We start from the raw sequence: 20881 nt of genomic DNA, 5'->3' as shown, positions 1-20881 counted from the left end.
CACTGGTCATCGCGCAACGCATCCGGGTCCGCGCTCATCCAGGCCAGCCTCCAAAAGCCAGCCTTGAATCACGCCCCGCTCAGCAGCGGAATCCCTCAGATCAGGAAATCGTCACCACCGCCTAGTCGTCCGCGGCGAGCACCAGACCCTGTTGCAGGGCCTTGATGCGGTCACAGCCCTCCGTCGCCTCGCGCGCCACCGCCAGGAGCAGGCGACGCAGCCAGGCGTGGCCCTGATCCGCCTCCAGCCGGCGCGGAAAGATCAGGGAGAGGCGCGTGTGCGGGATCGCCACCGGGCAGGATCGCAAGGCGAGCCCATGCGCCTCGGCCAGTTGCATGGCCAGGCGGGCGGTCAGCGCCATCACCATGTCGGTGCGCTTCAGGATGCCGGGCACGGCCGAGAGATGCGCCACCACCGCCCCCAGGCGGCGCGGATGCCCGGCCTGCCGCATCGGTTCGTCCAGCGCCCCCTCGCGCGATCCGTTCGGGGAATGCAGCAGATGGGGCCAGGCGGCGAAGCGCTCCGGCGTCATCGGCCCCTCGGCCAGGGAATGGTCGGCCCGCATCAGCGTCAGGAAGATCTCGGGCAGCAGGCGCAGCCGGGTATAGAGGGCGGGCGGCTCCGGCAGCATGCCCACCGCCAGTTGCACCGCGTCCTGCTCCAGCAGGGCCATGGCATTGGTGCGGTCGGCATGGCGGATGGCGAGCAGGCAGCCCGGCGCCTCGGCGGCCATCCGGGCCAGCAGGGGAGGCGCCAGCACCGCTTCGGCATATTCCGAGAGGCCGATCGGGAAGACGCGCGTGGCGCTGGCCGGCTCGAAGGGTGCATGCACGGCCAGCGCATCGCGGAGCCGGTCCAGCACCTCGGCCACCGGCTGCATCAGCGAGAGGGCAAGCGCGGTCGGCTCCACCCCGCCGGGGCGGCGCAGGAACAGCTCGTCCTGCAGGGTGGTGCGCAGCCGGGCGAGCGCGTTGGAGACGGCAGGCTGCGACAGGTTCAGCCGCTGCGCCGCGCGCGTGACATGCCGCTCGCGCGCCACCGCGTCGAACACCCGCAGCAGGTTGAGGTCGAGCCGGGCCAGGTCCGTCATTGATGCAGCCAATGATGGCCGTTTCCGATCGCGGTTGGAAGCGGCCGCCGGTGCAGGACTACAGGAGGGCATGGCGGCCACCCCGGCCGCAGGCCTCCTGGAGAGCGATCCATGCTCGATTCCCGCACTGCCCCCTATGCCGCCCTGCTGCTGCGCGTCAGCCTCGGCGTGATGTTCCTGGCGCACGGCTTCCTGATGAAGATCCTGACCTTCGGCCTCGCCGGCACGATGGGCTATTTCGGCAGCCTGGGCTTCCCGCCCCTCCTCGGCGCCGTGGTCGCGCTGACGGAGACGGCGGCCGGCATCGCGCTGGTGCTCGGCCTCTGGACGCGGCTGGTCTCGCTGCTCGCGGTGCCCATCCTGATCGGCGCCACGCTGCAGCATATCGGCAATGGCTGGGTGTTCAGCCGGCCGGGCGGCGGATGGGAGTTCCCGGTGTTCTGGATCGCCGCGCTCCTCGTGCAGGCGGGCCTGGGCGCCGGCGCCTGGGCGCTGGACCCGGCGCGGCTGCTCGGCCACGCCCGCCGGCCGCAGACCGCCTGAGCAGGCAGGCGAGTGCGCCGGGCGGGGAGCACCCCGCCCGGCGATCCGGCAAAGGGCTACCGCGGCGAGACGGGCCGCATGGTGCCATCCGGCATCTGTTCGAGAACCAAGCCGCCGCCGTTGTAGGCGCCGTTGCCAACGTTCTGCTGCGGCAGGTTCAGGCCCTGGAGGGACGAAGACCCCATACCGGTGCCGCCGCGCATGCCGCCAGACGGGCTCATACCGCCACCCGGCATGCCGCTGCCCCCGGACATGTTGCCGCCCATCATGCCGCCACCCGGCATGCCGCTGCCGCCGGGCATGTTGCCGCCCATCATGCCGCCACCCGGCATGCCGCTGCCGCCGGGCATGTTGCCGCCCATCGTGCCGCCACCCGGCATGCCGCTGCCGCCGGGCATGTTGCCGCCCATCGTGCCGCCACCCGACATGCCGCTGCTGCCGCCACCGGGGATACTGCTGCCGGACATGCCGCTGCTGCCGTAGGCGCCGCCGCCAGGGGTGCGGCTGTCCGGCAGGCGGGTGCTGGACGGGCCGACGCCGTTCTGCACGGCGCCGCCAAGCTGGGTCGGTGATTCCTGGGTTCCGTAGCCCGCCGTGCCGTAGGTGCCGGTCTGGGCGTGGGCCAGGGGAGCGCCAATGGCCAGCGCCAGGCCCGCGGCCGCGATCGTGGTCGGAAGACGGATCATGCGCGCCTCCTCCTTCGCTGCTTTGTTCTGCCGCCGGCCGGGTCGGCCGCGGCTCGTGGCGGAACAACGCGAGGGGTGGAGGGGGGTTTCGGACGCGGCGCGGCAGGGGGCGGGCCGCGGGAGAGGTTGCCCTCGCCCACGGCCCGCGGCGCATCAGAGGGCGCCGCCCTTGCGGCCGGCCATGGCGCCGAGGCGCAGGCGCAGGGCGTTCAGCTTGATGAAGCCCTGGGCGTCGAACTGGTCGTAGGCGCCCTGGTCCTCCTCGAAGGTGACGTACTTCATGGAGTAGAGGCTGTTGGGCGACTGGCGGCCGGTGACGATGGTGTTGCCCTTGTAGAGCTTCAGGCGGACGGTGCCGCTGACGCTGGCCTGGCTCTCGTCCACCATGGCCTGGATCATGCGGCGCTCGGGGGCGAACCAGAAGCCGTTGTAGATCAGCTCGGCATAGCGGGGCATCAGGCTGTCCTTGAGGTGGGCCACCTCACGGTCCAGGGTGATGCTCTCGATGGCGCGGTGGGCGACGTGCAGGATGGTGCCGCCGGGGGTCTCGTAGCAGCCGCGGGACTTCATGCCGACGAAGCGGTTCTCCACGAGATCCAGGCGGCCGATGCCGTTGGCGCGGCCGAGCTCGTTCAGCTTGGTGAGCAGGGAGGCGGGGGAGAGGCGCTCGCCGTTGATGGCGACCGCGTCGCCGCGCTCGAACTCCATGGTGATCTCGGTGGGGGTGTCGGGCGCGTCCTCCGGGCGGATGGTGCGCTGCCAGACGGTCTCGGGCGGCTCCTGCCAGGGGTCCTCCAGCACCTTGCCCTCGCTGCTGCTGTGCAGGAGGTTGGCGTCCACGCTGAAGGGGGCCTCGCCGCGCTTGTCCTTGGCGATGGGGATCTGGTTGGCCTCGGCGAATTCCAGCAGGCGGGTGCGGCTGGTGAGGTCCCATTCGCGCCAGGGGGCGATGACCTTCACGTCCGGCTTCAGGGAATAGTAGCCGATCTCGAAGCGGACCTGGTCGTTGCCCTTGCCGGTGGCGCCGTGGGCGACGGCATCGGCGCCGACCTTCTCGGCGATCTCGATCTGGCGCTTGGCGATCAGGGGCCGCGCGATGGAGGTGCCGAGGAGGTAGCAGCCCTCATAGAGCGCGTTGGCGCGGAACATGGGGAAGACGAAATCCCGCGTGAACTCCTCGCGCAGGTCGTCGATGAAGATGTTCTCCTCCCTGATGCCGAGGAGGCGGGCCTTGTCCCGCGCCGGGCCGAGCTCCTCACCCTGGCCGAGATCGGCGGTGAAGGTCACCACCTCACAGCGGTAGGTGGTCTGCAGCCATTTCAGGATGACGGAGGTGTCGAGCCCGCCCGAATAGGCGAGAACCACCTTCTTCACGTCCTTCACCGCCATTGCGCCGGGTTCCTTTTCCCAAGGAGCGAATTCCGCTGGGGTTTGCCGCAGCGCGGCGGCGCGGGCAAGGCGATCATGACCAGGCGAGGCGGACGGAACGGGGAATCCGCGCCCTTCCGGCGGCGGCGCGGGCGAGGCGGAGGAGGCTGCGGAGCGCCTCGGGCGGGGTGCGGGGGCCGAGGGGGAGGCGAAGGAGGGTTTCGGACAAAAGCGGATCGGGCAGGAGCCAGGGGGGCGCATCCAGCGCCGAGCGCAGGCCGAGACGGCGGATCAGGAGGATGAGCGGCAGGCCGCCGAGGCGCGCGGCGCGGCGGCAGGCGCGGCAGATGGCATATTCCAGGGCGCGGAGCGGATGGTTGGGCGGGGCCTTGGCGAGGGCGCGGAGCAGCGCATGCCAGACGCCGGCATGGGTGAGGCGGCGGAAGAACCGGGAGACGGTATCCGGCTTGCCGTGGTGCTCCGCGAGGGATTTCCACGGGGCGCCGGGCTGGTGGGCGAGGTGGAAGATGGCATCCAGCCGGGCGCGCGGATCGGCCGTGCGGCGGCCCTGGGGGGAGAGGGCCGGGAGGAAAGGCTGGAGGGCGGCCCAGGAGGCGTCGGAGAGCGGGGTCCAGGGGGTTCGGGGGGTGAGGCGGGACATGGGGGCCGCTCCGGAAGGGGGAGCGGGAGGGTGGTAGGAATTTAGTCCTTTTGTCAAGTGAGAGAAACAAAATGCGGACTTTGCCTGAGGGATACGCGCCTCAGGACAAGCTTATCCTGGCCTTAATCTGCTACCCCTCGTGATGGCTAAATCCGCCTCTTTCCGCCTGCAAATTTCAACGGTAACGACTGGCTGGCGTATGAGGAGGGAAGGATGAGCTATACCGACTGGGGTTTTCGTTCGGCTCCTTTTCAAACCTCGCCTCTGCCTCCCTCAGAACAGGGCGCACGCCTGTTGGTCGGCCGAGATGCTGCTCTGAGGTCGTTGATGGGCAAGATCGAGACGTCAGGAAAGATGCCCACTATTGAAGGCTTGAATGGTGTCGGCAAGACGAGTGTAGTCAATGTCGCTTCGTACAAGCTCTTCAATAGGCATGTGACGACAGGTGAAGGCGCCCTCTTTATACCTTGTCGCAAAGTTTTCCAACTTGACCCTAATCGCGACCTGCAGGAGTTCATACTTGCGGTCCTAATGGAAGTGGCGCAAACGCTGATTCAAGCGGCAGAGCCAATCATGGTTCATGGCCACTGGCTACAGACGAAAGAACTCGATCGTTGGTTGAACAAGCCGCAACTTGTCTCTTTTCAGGGAGGCGCTTGGGTCGTCCAAGCCGGAATACAGCAAGAAACCAATACTGGCACTGGTTTTGAAAAGAGTGGCTTGAAGAAGGCCGTAATAGCTTGGCTGGAGCAGATTTTTCCAGACCCTGAGGCTGGCGGCGTTGTATGCACAATCGACAATCTCGAATTGCTTCAGTCGTCCGAGACAGCCCGGACCAAGCTCGAGCAACTGCGCGATGAGCTATTTAATATTCCAGGGCTACGTTGGGTTTTGTGTGGCTCGCTGGGCATCATTTTTGGCGTCGTCTCGTCACCAAGGCTCGATGGCTACCTACATAAGCCAATTGAAATCAGCGAAATCGGTGGCGAACACGTTGGCGATCTACTGCAAAGCCGGATTTTGGGCTACGCGCGTCATGGCGAAACTCCCTATCTGCCGTTGACGACTCGGTCTTTCGAAAATCTTTATCAAGTACTTCACGGCAATCTCCGGAGCGTCTTGAATCAGGCGGACGAGTACTGCCAATGGATGTTTGACCGCATTGCACCAACCACAGATGTTGATAAAGAAGAAACGTTTGATATGTGGCTTAGTAATCAGGCGGCTGAAGTTTTCGAGGCTGCGCGCGCTCAGCTTCGGCCCAAACCCCTCGAAGTTTTCCAGACCGCTTGCGAAAAGGTTCTATTTAGCCCAGGCGACTTCGCAGATTTTGGCTTTTCTAGTGTGCAGGCTATTCGCCCGCACATCCGCGACCTGGAAAGTGTTAATCTACTAGTAAGCACTCAAGACGAAGGCGATAAGAGGCGCAAAACCATCCAGGTAACAGGTCAGGGTTGGCTAGTGAAACACCACCTCGATCAGAAGAAACAAAGCTTCTGAGACAAGGCCATCATATCGACATCCTTATAGAGGGATGTCGGATACCAAAGCGATAAAGATCGCAATTAGGCTGCTCGCAAACTGCTTCGCGGAGAGAGAAGCCCCGGTCCTACCAAACAGTGGCACCAAAGGCAGGTCCAGGAGGCTCAGCCTCCTGGCGGATGGGGGTCCGGGGGAAGGCGGCGCCTTCCCCCGGGCAGGCGGGCGGCCAGAAAGAAGCGCGCATGAAAAAAGCCGGGCCTATCCGGCCCGGCTTCGTTCGGTCTGAGCGGCGCGATCCCCCTCAGGCGGCGGCGGCGCGGCCGGCCTGGGGGTCGAGGCGGTAGCCGCCGCCCTCGGTGAGGAGGAGGCAGGCGTTGGCCGGATCGGGCTCGATCTTCTGCCGGAGGCGGTAGATGTGCGTCTCCAGCGTGTGGGTGGTGACGGCGGCGTTGTAGCCCCAGACCTCGTTGAGGAGGATCTGGCGGGCGACGGGGCGGCCGCCGGCGCGGTAGAGGAACTTCAGGATCGCCGCTTCCTTCTCGGTCAGGCGGATCTTGCGGTTCTTGACCGGCTCGAGCAGGAGCTTGGCGGAGGGGCGGAAGGTGTAGGGGCCGATGACGAAGACGGCGTCCTCGGAGTTGTCGAACACCCGGAGCTGGGCGCGCAGGCGCGCGAGCAGCTCGCCGACCCGGAAGGGCTTGGCGATGTAGTCGTTGGCGCCGGCGTCGAGGCCGCGCACCACGTCCTGCTCGGCGTCGGCGCCGGTCAGCATGATGATGGGGAGTTTCACGCCCTGCTGACGCAGGCGTGCGCAGAGGTCACGGCCGTCGCCATCGGGGAGGCCGATATCGAGCAGCACGGCGTCGAAGCGGGCGTCCCCGGCGAGGAGCTGCTCCGCAGCCTCCGCGGAGGAGGCAGCCTCGGCGGGCGCGAATTCACCATCCAGCGCCAGTTGTTCGGACAATGTGGCGCGCAGGGCGTCGTCATCATCCACGATCAGGATTGGCCGCGGGCCAGTCATGCGCTTTCTCGACCTAGCCAGTGGAAAGACAGGGCGTCACCCTTCCGGAATGGGGTTTCCGACCGAAAGGCTATCAAGCCTTATCGTGACGGCAGGCGGGCCATCGGGCAAGTGCTGGCACACCTTCGAGAGCATCCAAAGATTGATTTTTCTGATGAAAAGCGGGGGATGGCAACCCCAAAGACGAGGCCACATTGCCAGATGGGGGTCTGCACGACCAGATTACCGGAAAGCCGACGGGAAGCGATGGGATGACCAGCACAGGAAATGTCGCGCCGGACATGGGGCACGATCCGGAAATCGGACTCCCCGTGCCGGATGAGGCGGCCTTGACCCTGCGCGCGGTGCATCGGGCGGCGAGCGACCTGCGCCGTGGCACGCCGGTGTTGATCGAGGGGCCGCAGGGGCCGCTGGTGGCGGCGGCGGCCGAGGTGGTGGGGGCGCGGGGGCTGGCGGAGATCGGCGCCGTCGCGCTGGCGCCGCCGGTGCTGCTGCTGGCGCCGGTGCGGGCGGCGGCCGTGCTGCAGCGGCCGATCGCGGCGGTGCCGCCGGGCCGGGCGGAGGGGCGGAAGCTGGAGGAGGGGGTGGCGGCGCTGCGGCTTTCCCCTGCCCTGCTGGAGCCGGCCAGCCTGCGGCGGCTGGCGGACCCGGTGGCCGAGCGGCTGCTGCCCGAGATGCCCGAGCTGATTCCACCGCCCGCGCTGGCGCCGGCCGCGCTGGCGCTGGCGAAGCTGGGGCGGCTGCTGCCGGCGCTGGTGGCCGCGCCGGCGCGTGCCACGGCGGCGGCCAAGCTGGGGCTGCTGCGTGTGCCGGCGGCGGATGTGCTGGCCTATCCCGCCACGGCCGCCACCACGCTGGCCCGTGTCGCCGAGGCGCGGGTGCCGCTGGAGGATGCGCGGGACGCGCGGATCGTGGCGTTCCGGGCCGCGGATGGGGGGATCGAGCATCTGGCGATCCTGGTCGGCGAGCCGGAGAGGCTGGCGGAGGCCGGGGGGGCGCCGCTGGTGCGGGCGCATTCGGAGTGCTTCACCGGGGACCTGCTGGGCAGCCTGCGCTGCGACTGCGGGCCGCAGTTGCGCGGCGCGATCCGGCGCATGGGGGAGGAGGGCGCCGGGGTGCTGCTCTATCTGGCGCAGGAGGGGCGCGGCATCGGGCTGGTGAACAAGCTGCGGGCCTATACGCTGCAGGACCAGGGGCTGGATACGCTGGATGCCAACCGGGCGCTGGGGTATGGGGCCGATGAGCGCGGGTTCCTGGTGGCGGCGACCATGCTGCGGGCGCTGGGCATTCCGCGGGTGCGGCTGCTGACCAACAATCCGGACAAGATGGCCGGGCTTGCCGCCTGCGGGATCGCCGTGGAGGGGCGGGAGGCGCATCGCTTCGCGGCCAATGGCGTGAACGACAAGTATCTGGAGACCAAGGCGGAGCGGTTCGGGCACCTGTTGCGCTGAGGCCTTGTCTGCGGGTCTCTTGCCACGGCGCGCGGCGGCGCCATGCTGGGCGGCATGATTCGTCCCGACTCGCTGATCGCCTCCGTCTTTCCCGATGGCCGCGTGGTGCTGCGCGGCGCCACCTGGCGCTGCGCCCTGGGCAAGGGCGGGGTGCGGCGGGACAAGGTGGAGGGGGATGGGGCCACGCCGGTCGGGCTGCTGCCGCTGCGGCGGGTGCTCTACCGTGCCGATCGGGGGCCGGCGCCCGTCTGCGCGGTGCCGGTGGAGCCGATCGCGCGGAATGACGGGTGGTGCGACGACTCCTCCCATCCCGCCTACAACACGGCCATTCGGCTACCGCATGACGCGCATCATGAGGAGCTGTGGCGGCAGGACCATGTCTATGACGTCATCGGCGTGCTGGGCTGGAACGACGCGCCGGTGGTGCGGGGCCGGGGCAGCGCGATTTTCCTGCACCTCGCCCGGCCCGGCTATCCGCCGACGGAGGGCTGCATCGCCCTGGAGGCCGGGGAGTTGCGGGCGTTGCTGGCGGCGGGCGTCACCGGCTTCGAGGTGGTGGATGCCGGCTGAGCGCGTCCCATCTCTGCTGAACTGACAGAAAAAAGATGGGGGTCCGGGGGAATTCCTTCCCCCGGCCTTGTTTCCGCCGCAGGACGCCTATGCCCGAGCTTCCCGAAGTCGAGACCGTGATGCGTGGCCTGGCCGCCGTGCTGGAGGGCCGCACCATCACCCGCGCCGCCACCAACCGGGAGGGCATGCGCTGGCCCTTCCCCGCCGGGCTCGTCGGCCGCCTGACGGGCGCGCGGGTGGAGGGTTTCCGGCGGCGCGGCAAGTACATGCTGATGCGGCTCTCGGGCGGCGACTCGGCGCTGATCCATCTCGGCATGTCGGGGCGGATGGTGGCGCGGCCGCGCGGCGCCAATGCCCCGCCGCCCGCGCATGAGCACCTTTCGCTGGAGACCGATGACGGCACGGAGGTCGGCTTCGTCGATCCGCGCCGCTTCGGCTGCGTGGACCTGGTGCCGACGGCGGCGGAGGATGGCCACAGGCTGCTGGCGGGCATGGGGCCGGAGCCGCTGGAGGAGGGGTTCACGCCCGGCGTGCTGGGGGCGGCGCTGGCGGGGAAGAAGACGCCGATCAAGGCGGCGCTGCTGGACCAGGGGGTGGTGGCGGGGCTGGGCAACATCTATGTGGCGGAGGCGCTGTTCCGCGCCGGCATCTCGCCGCGCCGGCTGGCGCAGACCATTCCCGGCGCCCGCGCCAAGCGGCTGGTGCCGGCCATCAAGGCGGTGCTGGCCGAGGCGATCGCGGCGGGGGGATCGAGTCTGCGCGACTATGTGCAGGCGGATGGCGAGCTGGGGCATTTCCAGGACCGCTTCCAGGTCTATGACCGGGAGGGGGCCCCCTGCCCGCTCTGCCCGGGACCGCCGGCTTGCCAGGGCGTCGCCCGCATCGTGCAATCCGGGCGCAGCACCTTCTTCTGCGCCCGCACGCAACGCTGAACGAACCCGGAGGCCGCGCCATGTCCGAAGCCACACCCGCCGAAGCGATGATCCTGACCGAGGTGCAGGGCCGCGCCGGCCTGATCCGGCTGAACCGGCCGGCGGCGCTGAACGCCCTTTGCGACCAGCTCATGCAGGAGCTGGCCGAGGCGCTGCGCCGCTTCGACGCCGACCCGGCCATCGCCGCCATCGTGCTGACCGGCAGCGAGCGCGCCTTCGCGGCCGGGGCCGATATCAAGGAAATGCAGGGCCGCCGCTTCCCCGAGACCTATCTGCACGACTTCATCGGCGCGAACTGGGAGGCCGTGCTGACGGTGCGGAAGCCGGTGATCGCCGCGGTGGCGGGCTTCGCGCTGGGCGGCGGCTGCGAGCTGGCGATGATGTGCGACATCATCCTGGCCGCGGAGACGGCGAAGTTCGGCCAGCCGGAGATCAATCTCGGCATCCTCCCCGGCGCCGGCGGCAGCCAGCGCCTGACGCATGCCGTCGGCAAGTCCAAGGCGATGGAAATGGTGCTGACGGGGCGGATGATGAGCGCCGAGGAGGCCGAGCGCGCCGGGCTGGTGGCCCGCGTGGTGCCGGCGGAGGCGCTGGTCGGCGAGGCCGTCGCGCTGGCGGAGAAGATCGGCGCCCTTTCCGCCCCGGCCGTGGCGATGGCCAAGGAGGCGGTGAACGCCGCCTTCGAGCTGCCGCTGCGCGAGGGGGTGCGGCTGGAGCGGCGGCTCTTTCTCGGGCTGTTCGGCACCGAGGGGCAGAAGGAAGGCATGGCGGCCTTCCTGGAGAAGCGGAAGCCCCGCTTCTGAGAAAAAGAAAAAGGTCGGGGGAAGGAATTCCCCCGAGCCCGCATCTTCTTCTTGTCAGTTTTTCCGGAGCGCTGGCGCCGACTCGAAGAAAAAAGATGGGGGTCCGGGGGAATTCCTTCCCCCGGACTTTTTCTCACCGCGCGGCGACGGCGACGACTTCGATCAGCGTATCCGCCGAGCCCAGGTTGGCCACGCCGACCGTGGCGCGGGCCGGCAGGTTCTCGGCGCCGAAGAACGCCACCCAGGCCTCGTTCATCTCGGCCTTGGCGGCCATGTCGGTGACGTAGACGGTGGCGGAGAGCACCTTGCTCCTGTCGCTGCCGGCGCTGGCCAGGATCTCCCCGAGGCGCGCCAGGGCCTGCTCGGTCTGGCCCTTCATGCCCACGCCCTCCCGCTTCTCGGCGACGATGCCGCCGAGATGCAGCACGCCGCCATGGGCGACGGCGCGGTGCATGATCGGGGTGCGGTTGATCCGTTCAATCATCGGGTGATCCCATTCCAGGTGGAAGGCGGCAGTCTGCCGCCGCGCCAGGCGCGAGGGAAGCCGGGGCGAGTCCGACCCCGCGGGCGCGGCGCGGCGGCAACGCCCCACCGGAATCCGCGGCGGCGCGGGGCGCCAGGCCCGGCATCCATTGACTCTCGCGCTGCACGGGGGCTAAACCGCGCCTTCCCGCAGCGACCCCGAGGGGTTCCGCGCGTCCCTGAGACACAGACGACTGGTTCGAAACACCGCCATGGCGAATACGGCTTCCGCGCGCAAGCGCATCCGGCAGACGGCCACTCGCAACGAGCGCAACCGCGCCCGCCGCTCGCGCGTCGGCACTTTCCTCACCAAGGTCGAGAAGGCTCTGGCCTCCGGCGACAAGTCCGCGGCGCAGAGCGCCTTCAAGGACGCGCAGCCGGAGATGCAGCGCGCCGCGACCAAGGGCGTGCTGCACGCCAACACGGTCGCGCGCAAGCTCTCCCGCCTGTCCGCCCGGATCAAGGCGCTGGGCGCGACCGCGCAGGGCTGAACATCCCGCGTTCCTTCGCGGGATGACCAGCGGATCTCGTGTTCTCGCTAAGTCCCCGTTGCGCCAAAGGCGCAGCGGGGGATAGCCTCCAAAGACCACGCGCTGGACCATAACTACCCAATTACATCACCGCGTTACCGGTCGACTTTCGACGAATGGGTTCTGTTCTTGAATCCGGCGTCGCAAGCGAATCGGTGATTTGCGTCCTGCGCGCGGCGCACGGTAGGAATGTCTGAACCTGTTTCCGGCCGCGGCCGGAGCGGGCAGACCGGCCGTGCCGCACATCGGTTCCTTCCGCCCCGCAAGGGGATGCATCAGGCTGGCCTAGGGCCAAAAGGGTGGCAGGTGCTTCGCATGGAGAAAGAGCTCGGCGCTTCCCCTTCCGCTGCCCACGGGCAGGTCACGGAAGCCTGGGCCCGCATTCGCGGCCGGCTCAGGGAGGAAGTGGGCGAGGTCGAGTATCGCAGCTGGCTGCGCCAGATGACCCTCTCCGCCATCGACGGCGAGGAGGCGGTCATCCTGCTGCCCACCCGCTTCCTGCGCGACTGGGTGCGCAGCCACTACGGCGACCGCCTGCGCAGCCTCTGGACGGCCGAGAACCTGGGCGTGCGCCGGGTGGATATCCGCGTCGCGCCCGAGCTGCGCGCGCCCGAGCCCGAGACCGCCCTGGCGGACGGGCTGGCCGGCGCGGCGCCGGTGGCGCGGCCGCAGCAGGCGACGCTCGCGCTCGCCGAGCCGCTCTCCTCCCCGCCCCGGGCGGAGAACCGCGCCGAGTCGCGCAACGACTGGGCGGCGCCGCTCGACCCGCGCTTCACCTTCGACAGCTTCGTCGTCGGCAAGCCCAACGAGTTCGCCCATGCCTGCGCCCGCCGGGTGGCGGAGAAGCCGGCGAGCCCGGGCTTCAACCCGCTCTTCCTCTATGGCGGCGTCGGCCTCGGCAAGACCCACCTGATGCACGCCATCGCCTGGGCGATCAGCTTCAACGGCCAGCGCAACGTCGCCTACATGTCGGCCGAGAAGTTCATGTACCGCTTCATCGCGGCGCTGCGGGCGCAGTCCACCATGGAGTTCAAGGAGAGCCTCCGCTCCGTCGACGTGCTGATGATCGACGACCTGCAGTTCCTGATCGGCAAGGACAACACGCAGGAGGAGTTCTTCCACACCTTCAACGCGCTGGTGGATGCGGGGAAGCAGATCGTCGTCTCGGCCGACAAGTCGCCCTCCGACCTCTCGGGGCTGGAGGACCGGCTGCGGACGCGGCTCGGCTGCGGCATGGTGGCCGACATCCACGCCACCACCTATGAGCTGCGCATCTCCATCCTGCAGGCCAAGGCGCAAGGGGCCGAGGTGGAGGTGCCGCCGCGCGTGCTGGAGTTCCTGGCGCACAAGATCACCTCCAACGTCCGCGAGCTGGAGGGCGCGCTGAACCGGCTGATCGCCCATGCCAACCTGTTCGGCCGGCCGATCACGCTGGAGTCGGCGCAGGAGGTGCTGCACGACATCCTGCGCGCCCATGACCGGCGGGTGACCATCGAGGAGATCCAGCGCAAGGTGGCGGAGCACTACAACATCCGCCTCACCGACATGTCCTCCGCCCGGCGGGCGCGCAACGTGGCGCGGCCGCGGCAGGTGGCGATGTACCTGGCCAAGCAGCTCACCTCCCGCTCGCTGCCCGAGATCGGCCGCCGCTTCGGCAACCGCGACCACACCACCGTCATGCACGCCGTCTCCCGCGTGGCGGAGCTGATGCAGTCCGACAGCACCTTCGCCGAGGATGTCGAGCTGCTCCGGCGCATGCTGGAGAACTGAGGAAGCGGAACCGGGGGAGAATGAATTCTCCCCCGGACCCCCACTTCTTTCTTTTTATCGGTTTTGCCGCGCTGGCTGCGGCCCGTGAGAGACAGCCATTGCCAGGGGCATGGCCGAAGCTGGCAAAAGGAAGAAGGGGGGTTCGGGGGGGAATTCCTTCCCCCCGACCTTCGCATCGCAGCGCAGCAATGCCAGAATTGCCGGCACGTCCAGGCCGGCAAGGAAGGTTGCCTCATGAATGACGCTGCCGCTCCGGCCGAGGAGGCTTCGGTGACCGCAGCCTATCGCAAGTTCGGGCGCCGGGAATGGGCGGGGTTGCGGGCCAATACCCCCCTTTCGCTCTCCAGCGCCGACATCGAGGGGCTGCGCGGCCTCACCGAGCGCCTCTCGCTGGAGGAGGTGGTGGACGTCTTCCTGCCGCTGTCGCGCCTGCTGAACCTGCATGTGGCGGCGGCCCGCGGCCTGGGCCTGGTGCAGGACACCTTCCTCGGCCAGCCTGCCGCCCTGCCGCCCTACATCATCGGCATCGCCGGCAGCGTGGCGGTGGGCAAGAGCACCTTCGCCCGCGCGCTGCAGGCCATCCTGGCGCGCTGGCCCGACCACCCGAAGGTGGAGCTGGTGACCACCGACGGCTTCCTCTACCCCACGCGGGTGCTGGAGGAGCGCGGCCTGATGCAGCGCAAGGGCTTCCCGGAGAGCTACGACCTCCGGCGGATGATCGCCTTCCTCAGCGCGGTGAAGGCGGGCGAGCCGGCGGTGGCGGCGCCGGTCTATTCGCACCTTTCCTACGACATCGTCCCCGGCAAGCAGCAGGTGATCCGCCGGCCGGACATCCTGATCTTCGAGGGGCTGAACGTGCTGCAGGCGGCCGCGGGCGCGACCCTGCTGGCCTCCGACTTCTTCGACTTCTCGGTCTATGTGGATGCCGAGGAGAGCGCCATCGCCGACTGGTACGTGCAGCGCTTCCTGCTGCTGCAGCGCACCGCCTTCCAGCAGCCCGGCTCCTATTTCCACCGCTACAAGGACCTGCCGCATGAGGAGGCGGTGGCGGTGGCGGAGCGGATCTGGCGGGAGATCAACCTCCGCAACCTCCGGGAGAACATTCTACCGACACGCGAGCGGGCGCGGCTGGTTCTGCGCAAGGGGCCGCAACATGCGGTGGATGAAATCTGGCTGCGGCGGATGTGAATCGGCCCTTTCAGGCCAGCGCCGGAGGGGCTGCGGCGCAAAGTAAACAGTCCGCGACGGCCCATAACTCTTGGGCTATCTACTTCCGGGCAAATCGCCTTGAAATGGCCGTGATTCCTCAACTGGACGGTTCGAACGGTACAATTTTTTGAGTATCGTCTCGGGGACCGCCACAGCCGGAATTCCCCTCCCACCGGCTGGGCAACCCGCAATACCGGCTCCAAAAGGGTTTAAGCCCGATGCTGTTCAACTCGGCCATTTTCATCGCTGGGTTCCTTCCCGTCGTGCTCCTGGGCTTCTTCCTGTTCGCCGGCACCGGGCGGCAGAGGCTGGCCGGGGTCTGGCTGACCCTCGCCTCGCTGTTCTTCTATGCCTGGTGGGACCCGTACTACCTGCCGCTGCTGATGGGCAGCATCGTCGGCAACTACCTGCTGGGCGGTTGGCTGCTGAAGCATCCCTCGAAGCTGGTGCTGGTGCTGGGCATCGCCGGCAACGTGCTGCTGCTGGGCTACTACAAGTACACCGGCTTCCTGGTGGGCACGCTGGACGGCGCGCTCGGCCTCGACTGGAACGTGCCGCACATCATCCTGCCGCTGGCGATCTCCTTCTTCACCTTCCAGCAGATCGCCTATCTCAGCGACGCGCATGACGGCGCGGTGGTGGAGCACGACTTCCTCAACTACTGCCTGTTCATCACCTTCTTCCCGCACCTGATCGCCGGCCCGATCACGCACCACCGGGAGATGCTGTCGCAGTTCAGCAATGCCGACAACTTCCGGCCGCGAATCGACAACATCTCCGTCGGCGCCACGCTTTTCGTGCTCGGCCTGGCCAAGAAGGTGCTCCTCGCCGACCCGATGGGCGCGGAGGCCGGGCCGGTCTTCGCCGCGGCGCAGGGGGGCATGGCGCTGCCGCTGCTCGACGCCTGGAGCGCCGCCCTCGCCTATACGATGCAGCTCTATTTCGACTTCTCCGGCTATACCGACATGGCGATCGGCCTCGGGCTGCTCTTCGGCATCAGCCTGCCGCCGAATTTCGACAGCCCGTTCAAGGCGCACAACATCGCGGATTTCTGGTCGCGCTGGCACATGACGCTGACGCGCTTCCTGACCGCCTATCTCTACAACCCGATCGTGCTGCGGGTGACGCGCGCCCGCGTCGCCGCTGGCAAGCCGCTGCCGCGGCGCGGCAAGATGGGGGTGAGCACCTTCCTCGCCCTGGTCGCCTATCCGACGCTCGTCACCATGGCGATCTCCGGCATCTGGCACGGCGCGGGCTGGACCTTCGTGGCCTTCGGCCTGCTGCACGGCTTCTACCTGGTGGTGGTGCAGGGCTGGCGGGCGCTGAAGGCGCACTGGGGCTGGAAGGTGGACAGCACCAAGCTCCGGCACCGCGTGCCGGCCGTGCTGCTGACCTTCCTCTGCGTGGTGGTCGGCAACGTCTTCTTCCGCGCGCCCAGCATGGAGGCGGCGCTGAGCATGCTCTCCAGCATGGTGGGCCTGAACGGCGTGCTGCTGCCGACCTCCTTCGCGCGCATCCCCGGCATCGCGCCGATCGCCGGGTTGCTCGGCATTCCCTTCGAGCCCGGACCCTTCTTCCGGCCGGTCCTTGCCCTGGAGATCGCGCTGCTGCTCGGCATCGTCTGGTTCCTGCCGAACACCCAGCAGTTCCTGCGGCACTACCGCACGGCGCTGAACTGGCGCCCGCAGATGACCTGGCTGCAGCAGCGGCTGGCGGTGGCCAGCTGGCGGCCCAGCATGGCCTATGGCGTGGCGCTCGGGGTGCTCGGCTTCTTCGCCCTGGCCCGCGCCATGTCCGCGGCCCCCACCGAATTCCTCTACTTCCAGTTCTGAGGCGGATCATGGATCAGCTCGCCTGGTTGCCTACCCATTCCGATCTTGGCGCCGCCCTCTCGGCGGCGCGCCGCCTGCCGGACCCGGCGGCGCGGCTGGCCGAGGCCATCCGGCTTTCCGGCTTCCGGCGCGACTTCACCGCCACCGGCCGGATCGACCGGCTGGCGGCGGAGGGCCTCGCCGCCGGGGGCCGGCCGGGCGGGCTGACGCCGCTGCGGCTGGCCATCCTGGCCTCGCACACGGTGGACCACCTGGTGCCGGCCATCCGGGTCGCCGGGCTGGACCGGCGGGTGGCGCTCGCCGTGCATGTCGCGCCCTATGGCATGTACCGGCAGGCGCTGCTGGGCGAGGACCCGGCGCTGGCCGCCTTCGACCCGCAGCTCATCCTGCTGGCGCTCGATGCGCGCGACGCGCCGATCGACCTGCCGCTCGACTCGGGCGAGGAGGCGGTGGCCGCCGCCGTCGCCGCGCGCGTGGAGGAGCTGCGCGGCCTCTGGCGCCGGGCCAAGGCGCGCTACGGCGCGCAGGTGGTGCAGCAGACGCTGGTGCCGGCCGATCCGCCGCTTTTCGGCTCCTTCGAGGGGCTGGTGCCGGCCGCGCCGACCGCGGTGATCGAGCGGCTGAACACCGCGCTGCGCGCCGCCGCGCGGGAGGAGGGCGTGCTGCTGCTCGACCTCGCCTGGCAGGCGGCGCATTTCGGCTCGGCCGGCGCGCTGGCCGACCCGGTGCGCTGGCACCAGGCCAAGCAGCTCGTCAGCCCGGCCGCCGCGCCGCTCTATGGCGACCTCGTCGCGCGCGTCGCCGCCGCGGTGGCGGGGCAGGCGCGCAAGTGCCTGGTGCTCGACCTCGACAACACGCTCTGGGGCGGCGTCATCGGCGATGACGGGCTGGACGGCATCCGGCTCGGCCAGGGGAATGCCACCGGCGAGGCCTTCCTGGCCTTCCAGCGCTATGCGGCGGCGCTCGGCCGGCGCGGCATCATCCTCGCCGTGTGCAGCAAGAACAACCCGGAGGTGGCGGAGGAGGCCTTCGCCAAGCACCCGGAGATGGCGCTGCGGCGGGGCGACATCGCCTGCTTCGTCGCCAACTGGAACGACAAGGCAGGCAATCTGCGCCACATCGCCAGGACGCTGAACATCGGCCTCGACAGCCTGGTCTTCGTCGATGACAACCCGGCGGAGCGCGAGATCGTCCGCCGCGAGCTGCCGGAGGTGGCGGTGCCGGAGGTGCCGGAGGACGTCGCCTTCTATCCGGAGATCGTGGCGGCCGCCGGCTATTTCGAGACGGTCTCCTTCACCGCGGACGACGCGGCGCGCGGCCGCTCCTACGCGCTGAACGCCGAGCGCGCCGCGGCGCTGGAGCAGGCGACCGACCTGCAGGGCTACCTGCGCAGCCTGGCGATGACCATGCTGGCCAAGCCGGTCGGCCCCGCCGAGCTGCCGCGCGTGACGCAGCTCATCAACAAGACCAACCAGTTCAACCTGACCACCCGCCGCTACACCGAGGCCGATACCGAGCGCTTCTCCAGCGATCCCGGCACGGTGATGCTGGCCTTCCGCCTGCGCGACCGCTTCGGCGACAACGGGCTGATCAGCGTCGTCATCGCCCGGCCCGACCCGGCGCTGGCGCCGAACGAGCTGCTGATCGACACCTGGCTGATGAGCTGCCGCGTGCTCGGGCGGCAGGTGGAGGAGGCGACGCTCGGCGTGGTGGCCGGGCACGCCGCCCGCAAGGGAGCCGCCGCGCTGGTCGGCGAATACCGCCCCACCGCCAAGAACGGCATGGTGGCGGAGCATTACGCGAAGCTGGGCTTCACGCCCATGCCCGCACCGGAGGGCGCCGAGCCCGGCGCCACCTTCTGGCGATACGAACTCAGCGCCGTCCAGGCGCCTGAGCACTTCATTGAGGTTGAAGCCGCATGACCGAGCCCGAGATCTACGCCGCCCTGACCGAGGTGTTCCAGGAGGTGTTCGACGACGACGACATCGCCCTGCACCCGGAGACCAAGGCGGATGACATTCCCGGCTGGGACAGCCAGGCGCATGTGAACCTGGTGGTGGCGGCCGAGATGCGCTTCGGCGTGCGCTTCCGCACCGCCGAGCTGGAGTCCCTGCACGATGTCGGCGACTTCGTGAAGCTGATCGGCAGTAAGCTGGAGGCCGTCGGGAATGGATGAACCTGCCCCTAAGCGCGACGCCGCCAGGAAGGCGGAGAAGGTGGCGGCCCCGCCGCCCCCCGTCGTGCGGCCGCGCTACCTGGCGGCCGTCTTCGGCAGTGCCCTCGGGGCGCTGGCGCTGTTCTACGCCGCGCTGTTCACGCTGAAGGCGACGGACAACCTGCCGCCGCCGGCCTTCTCGAACTCGATCTGCGTCGATGAGAAGCTGGCCTTCCACCGCCAGCACCCGATCGGCGAGCCGAACCTGCTGGTGATCGGCTCCTCGGTCGCCTGGCGCCATTTCGACGGCGCCGTGCTGGTGCAGGACTCGCCCACCACCAAGCCGCTGAACGGCGCCTTCTGCGGACTGAGCGTCAACCAGACCCGCTACGTGGCCGACTGGTTCCTCGACCGCAGGCCGAGCATCCAGGACGTCCTGCTGATCACCTCGCCGCAGGACTTCGAGAACTGCACCACCACCCGGACGGCGCTGTTCGATGCCGAGGATGTCGAGGACTACGTGCTCGGCCACGGCACGCCCTGGGGCTACTACCTGCGCTACTTCGACCTGCTCTCGCTGGCCCGCAACGCCCGCGAGATCGCCGCCAAGCGCAGCGGCGAGAACTGGGTGGACCCGCTGGTCTTCGACCCCTATGGCGGCGGCCCCCTGGACACCAGGAGGAACCGCGAAACCCCGCTCTACGGCATGGTCCGGAACCTGGATTCGGCCTGCTTCGACGCGCTGGGCAGGCTCAGCGCCCGGCTGCAGCAGGAAGGCCGCCGCCTGATGGTCGCCTCGACCCCGCTCAACCCGGAATGGAAGGCCAGCGGCGATCCGGAGGGGCAGACCGTCACGGAATTCACGCACCGCATCCGCAAGACCCTGGCGGGCAATTCGCTGGCCGAGTTCTGGGACGGGGACGCCGCGCAGGTGGTCGGGCCCGCCGGCTTCTTCGACGCCATCCATCTGCGCTGGTCGGCGGCGAAGACCTACACCGCGGCGCTGGTGAAGGCGCTGCACCCCGGCATGACCAGCACGCCGCGCGCGATGACCGCGACGGAGCGGAACAAGCTCTGAGGCAGATCCCGGTCAGGTGCTTCCACCTGATCGGGAAGGTGCGCGCCAGGGCGGCCGGGGCGAGCGGGAGCCGCTCCGGCCCAGGGCGGGGGCGCGGCCGGCCGCCCCGCTAGTGTCCTGCCCGCGAAGTTCGCGGGATTTCCCGCGCACTTAGAGCATTTTCACCCGTTCCGATGATGCCATCGGAATGGGGTCTGCTCTAGCCCGGCGGCAGGATCTGGTGCCTGTGCCCGGGCGCCTCGATCAGCTCGATGATGACGCTGAGCGGGCTCATGAAGAACTGGATGGGCCGGCCGCCATAGGCGATGGCCGGCTGGGGCTCGGCGATGGGGAGGCAATGCGCGTCCCGCAGGCGCTCGCCCTCGGCCGCCAGATCCTCGACCAGGTAGGCGACATGGTTGAGGATGCGGGACTTGGTCTTGAGGGCCAGCGCGACCGGGCTTTCCTCGCCCAGCGGGGCGATCAGCTCATAGCAGACCCCGGACGGGTCGTAGCCGAACTGCACATGGACCTTGTTGACGGGATCTTCCCATTCCCGGGTCCAGGCGCGGATCTGCAGGGGCGGGCCCAGCATGTCGCGGCCCCGCTTCAGCGTCTTCACCACCACGCCGATATGATCGAATTGCATGCGCTGTTCCAGGCGTCCAGAGTCGGTCCGACAAGCCCCGACCCTTCCACGGAAACCCCTTCGCGTCGAGGCGAGGCGTGGAATTTCCGGGCGCCATTCCGGCCGCCCGCCCAGGGGGAAGCGGAAGCGGGGATGCGCCGCCGATCGCCTCGCCGCGGGGTTTCGGGAACGGCACCACCGGCTGGACGGCACCGTTCAGGCCGGAGGAGGTGAGCGGCCGGGTCGGCGTGGCCCGCCCTGGCCCTGCTGCCTGCGCGACTCGGCCCCTTCACCCTGGCCCGCAGCGCCGCGGAAACCGCGGAGAAGCACCGCGGCGAGGGCGGAGGGACCGGCCGGCCTTCGACCGCTGCGGCAGCGGCCTGCGGGACGTCGCCCGGAAGGGCGAGGCCCCGCTTGGGCGGTTGCAGCGCGAGGAGCGGCGCCTGCTGGTGGCCGGCCGCGCGGCTTGGCCGGGCAGCCTCGAAGGCGCCGGTTCGGCCGCCGTGAGGCACAGCGGCTTCGGGAATGAGAAACGATTCTCTCCTTTTCTTGAGGCTCGTCTTGAAAAGGG

20 protein-coding genes are annotated in these 20881 nt (G+C 69.1%); 13 read left to right on the top strand and 7 right to left on the bottom strand.

Annotated elements, in window-relative coordinates:
- Positions 1 to 121: 121 nt before the first annotated feature.
- On the bottom strand, positions 122 to 1090 hold the full coding sequence (locus QMO56_RS07095; RefSeq protein ID WP_283524476.1) for a LysR family transcriptional regulator: 969 nt from the start codon (positions 1088 to 1090) through the stop codon (positions 122 to 124).
- 111 nt (positions 1091 to 1201) lie between these two features.
- Here QMO56_RS07095 and QMO56_RS07090 point away from each other — a divergent pair, with 111 nt between their 5' ends.
- Positions 1202 to 1633, top strand: coding sequence for a DoxX family protein (locus QMO56_RS07090; RefSeq protein WP_283524474.1), 432 nt, complete (start codon positions 1202 to 1204; stop codon positions 1631 to 1633).
- 56 nt (positions 1634 to 1689) lie between these two features.
- On the opposite strand, the gene QMO56_RS07085 is transcribed toward QMO56_RS07090, so the two are convergent.
- From QMO56_RS07085 to QMO56_RS07075, 3 genes are all read right to left on the bottom strand, one after another.
- The gene (locus QMO56_RS07085) at positions 1690 to 2319 is read right to left on the bottom strand and encodes a hypothetical protein (RefSeq protein WP_283524472.1); all 630 of its coding nucleotides are present in this window, start codon (positions 2317 to 2319) and stop codon (positions 1690 to 1692) included.
- 153 nt (positions 2320 to 2472) lie between these two features.
- Complete coding sequence (locus QMO56_RS07080) at positions 2473 to 3708, bottom strand: argininosuccinate synthase (RefSeq protein WP_283524471.1); 1236 nt, start codon at positions 3706 to 3708, stop codon at positions 2473 to 2475.
- 73 nt (positions 3709 to 3781) lie between these two features.
- Positions 3782 to 4348 (bottom strand): transposase, encoded by a 567-nt coding sequence (locus tag QMO56_RS07075; protein WP_283524470.1) that lies wholly within the window; start codon positions 4346 to 4348, stop codon positions 3782 to 3784.
- Between the two features lie 213 nt (positions 4349 to 4561).
- On the opposite strand from QMO56_RS07075, the gene QMO56_RS07070 reads away from it, so the two are divergent.
- On the top strand, positions 4562 to 5848 hold the full coding sequence (locus QMO56_RS07070) for a hypothetical protein (protein WP_283524468.1): 1287 nt from the start codon (positions 4562 to 4564) through the stop codon (positions 5846 to 5848).
- Between the two features lie 283 nt (positions 5849 to 6131).
- Here the strand turns inward: QMO56_RS07070 and QMO56_RS07065 are convergent, their stop codons facing one another.
- Positions 6132 to 6851, bottom strand: coding sequence for a response regulator transcription factor (locus QMO56_RS07065; protein ID WP_283524466.1), 720 nt, complete (start codon positions 6849 to 6851; stop codon positions 6132 to 6134).
- Between the two features lie 281 nt (positions 6852 to 7132).
- Between QMO56_RS07065 and QMO56_RS07060 the strand changes: the two genes are divergently transcribed.
- From QMO56_RS07060 to QMO56_RS07045, 4 genes are all read left to right on the top strand, one after another.
- Entirely contained in the window at positions 7133 to 8302 is a 1170-nt protein-coding gene (locus QMO56_RS07060) for a GTP cyclohydrolase II (protein ID WP_283524482.1), read from the top strand.
- Positions 8303 to 8356: 54 nt separating this feature from the next.
- A complete protein-coding gene (locus QMO56_RS07055) occupies positions 8357 to 8872 on the top strand; it encodes a L,D-transpeptidase (RefSeq protein ID WP_283524464.1) in 516 nt (171 codons plus the stop codon).
- Between the two features lie 89 nt (positions 8873 to 8961).
- Positions 8962 to 9804, top strand: coding sequence for a bifunctional DNA-formamidopyrimidine glycosylase/DNA-(apurinic or apyrimidinic site) lyase (mutM, locus tag QMO56_RS07050; protein WP_283524463.1), 843 nt, complete (start codon positions 8962 to 8964; stop codon positions 9802 to 9804).
- 20 nt (positions 9805 to 9824) lie between these two features.
- Positions 9825 to 10607, top strand: coding sequence for an enoyl-CoA hydratase (locus tag QMO56_RS07045; protein ID WP_283524462.1), 783 nt, complete (start codon positions 9825 to 9827; stop codon positions 10605 to 10607).
- A 133-nt stretch (positions 10608 to 10740) separates the two neighbouring features.
- Here QMO56_RS07045 and QMO56_RS07040 read toward each other — a convergent pair whose 3' ends face one another.
- Complete coding sequence (locus QMO56_RS07040; RefSeq protein WP_283524460.1) at positions 10741 to 11091, bottom strand: RidA family protein; 351 nt, start codon at positions 11089 to 11091, stop codon at positions 10741 to 10743.
- A gap of 250 nt (positions 11092 to 11341) precedes the next feature.
- Here QMO56_RS07040 and rpsT point away from each other — a divergent pair, with 250 nt between their 5' ends.
- The 7 genes from rpsT (at position 11342) to QMO56_RS07005 (ending at position 19703) form a co-directional block, all read left to right on the top strand.
- On the top strand, positions 11342 to 11620 hold the full coding sequence (gene rpsT, locus QMO56_RS07035) for a 30S ribosomal protein S20 (RefSeq protein WP_283524458.1): 279 nt from the start codon (positions 11342 to 11344) through the stop codon (positions 11618 to 11620).
- A 354-nt stretch (positions 11621 to 11974) separates the two neighbouring features.
- On the top strand, positions 11975 to 13429 hold the full coding sequence (gene dnaA, locus QMO56_RS07030) for a chromosomal replication initiator protein DnaA (protein WP_283524456.1): 1455 nt from the start codon (positions 11975 to 11977) through the stop codon (positions 13427 to 13429).
- A gap of 234 nt (positions 13430 to 13663) precedes the next feature.
- On the top strand, positions 13664 to 14617 hold the full coding sequence (coaA, locus tag QMO56_RS07025; RefSeq protein WP_283524455.1) for a type I pantothenate kinase: 954 nt from the start codon (positions 13664 to 13666) through the stop codon (positions 14615 to 14617).
- Positions 14618 to 14856: 239 nt separating this feature from the next.
- Positions 14857 to 16470 (top strand): MBOAT family protein, encoded by a 1614-nt coding sequence (locus tag QMO56_RS07020; protein WP_283524454.1) that lies wholly within the window; start codon positions 14857 to 14859, stop codon positions 16468 to 16470.
- 8 nt (positions 16471 to 16478) lie between these two features.
- The gene (locus QMO56_RS07015; protein WP_283524452.1) at positions 16479 to 18392 is read left to right on the top strand and encodes an HAD-IIIC family phosphatase; all 1914 of its coding nucleotides are present in this window, start codon (positions 16479 to 16481) and stop codon (positions 18390 to 18392) included.
- Positions 18389 to 18646, top strand: a complete 258-nt coding sequence (locus QMO56_RS07010; RefSeq protein WP_283524450.1) for an acyl carrier protein — start codon at positions 18389 to 18391, stop codon at positions 18644 to 18646. The genes QMO56_RS07015 and QMO56_RS07010 overlap by 4 nt, the downstream gene beginning before the upstream one ends.
- Entirely contained in the window at positions 18639 to 19703 is a 1065-nt protein-coding gene (locus QMO56_RS07005) for a hypothetical protein (protein WP_283524448.1), read from the top strand. The genes QMO56_RS07010 and QMO56_RS07005 overlap by 8 nt, the downstream gene beginning before the upstream one ends.
- Positions 19704 to 19902: 199 nt before the next feature.
- Here the strand turns inward: QMO56_RS07005 and QMO56_RS07000 are convergent, their stop codons facing one another.
- Positions 19903 to 20331: a VOC family protein gene (locus QMO56_RS07000; protein WP_283524447.1), complete on the bottom strand. Its 429-nt coding sequence runs from the start codon at positions 20329 to 20331 to the stop codon at positions 19903 to 19905.
- Positions 20332 to 20881: the final 550 nt, after the last annotated feature.

Origin of the sequence: Roseomonas sp. E05 (genome assembly GCF_030063475.1) — a bacterium.
GTDB lineage: Bacteria > Pseudomonadota > Alphaproteobacteria > Acetobacterales > Acetobacteraceae > Pseudoroseomonas.
Note: the sequence above shows the minus strand (reverse complement) of the source record. Positions and strands in the feature narration are given on the sequence as shown.

Excerpts from the sequence above, each read along its gene's own strand:
- QMO56_RS07095 (WP_283524476.1), bottom strand. The coding sequence starts at position 1,090 with ATGACGGACCTGGCCCGGCTCGACCTCAACCTGCTGCGGGTGTTCGAC.
- QMO56_RS07090 (WP_283524474.1), top strand. The coding sequence starts at position 1,202 with ATGCTCGATTCCCGCACTGCCCCCTATGCCGCCCTGCTGCTGCGCGTC.
- QMO56_RS07085 (WP_283524472.1), bottom strand. The coding sequence starts at position 2,319 with ATGATCCGTCTTCCGACCACGATCGCGGCCGCGGGCCTGGCGCTGGCC.
- QMO56_RS07080 (WP_283524471.1), bottom strand. The coding sequence starts at position 3,708 with ATGGCGGTGAAGGACGTGAAGAAGGTGGTTCTCGCCTATTCGGGCGGG.
- QMO56_RS07075 (WP_283524470.1), bottom strand. The coding sequence starts at position 4,348 with ATGTCCCGCCTCACCCCCCGAACCCCCTGGACCCCGCTCTCCGACGCC.
- QMO56_RS07070 (WP_283524468.1), top strand. The coding sequence starts at position 4,562 with ATGAGCTATACCGACTGGGGTTTTCGTTCGGCTCCTTTTCAAACCTCG.
- QMO56_RS07065 (WP_283524466.1), bottom strand. The coding sequence starts at position 6,851 with ATGACTGGCCCGCGGCCAATCCTGATCGTGGATGATGACGACGCCCTG.
- QMO56_RS07060 (WP_283524482.1), top strand. The coding sequence starts at position 7,133 with ATGGGGCACGATCCGGAAATCGGACTCCCCGTGCCGGATGAGGCGGCC.
- QMO56_RS07055 (WP_283524464.1), top strand. The coding sequence starts at position 8,357 with ATGATTCGTCCCGACTCGCTGATCGCCTCCGTCTTTCCCGATGGCCGC.
- mutM (WP_283524463.1), top strand. The coding sequence starts at position 8,962 with ATGCCCGAGCTTCCCGAAGTCGAGACCGTGATGCGTGGCCTGGCCGCC.
- QMO56_RS07045 (WP_283524462.1), top strand. The coding sequence starts at position 9,825 with ATGTCCGAAGCCACACCCGCCGAAGCGATGATCCTGACCGAGGTGCAG.
- QMO56_RS07040 (WP_283524460.1), bottom strand. The coding sequence starts at position 11,091 with ATGATTGAACGGATCAACCGCACCCCGATCATGCACCGCGCCGTCGCC.
- rpsT (WP_283524458.1), top strand. The coding sequence starts at position 11,342 with ATGGCGAATACGGCTTCCGCGCGCAAGCGCATCCGGCAGACGGCCACT.
- dnaA (WP_283524456.1), top strand. The coding sequence starts at position 11,975 with ATGGAGAAAGAGCTCGGCGCTTCCCCTTCCGCTGCCCACGGGCAGGTC.
- coaA (WP_283524455.1), top strand. The coding sequence starts at position 13,664 with ATGAATGACGCTGCCGCTCCGGCCGAGGAGGCTTCGGTGACCGCAGCC.
- QMO56_RS07020 (WP_283524454.1), top strand. The coding sequence starts at position 14,857 with ATGCTGTTCAACTCGGCCATTTTCATCGCTGGGTTCCTTCCCGTCGTG.
- QMO56_RS07015 (WP_283524452.1), top strand. The coding sequence starts at position 16,479 with ATGGATCAGCTCGCCTGGTTGCCTACCCATTCCGATCTTGGCGCCGCC.
- QMO56_RS07010 (WP_283524450.1), top strand. The coding sequence starts at position 18,389 with ATGACCGAGCCCGAGATCTACGCCGCCCTGACCGAGGTGTTCCAGGAG.
- QMO56_RS07005 (WP_283524448.1), top strand. The coding sequence starts at position 18,639 with ATGGATGAACCTGCCCCTAAGCGCGACGCCGCCAGGAAGGCGGAGAAG.
- QMO56_RS07000 (WP_283524447.1), bottom strand. The coding sequence starts at position 20,331 with ATGCAATTCGATCATATCGGCGTGGTGGTGAAGACGCTGAAGCGGGGC.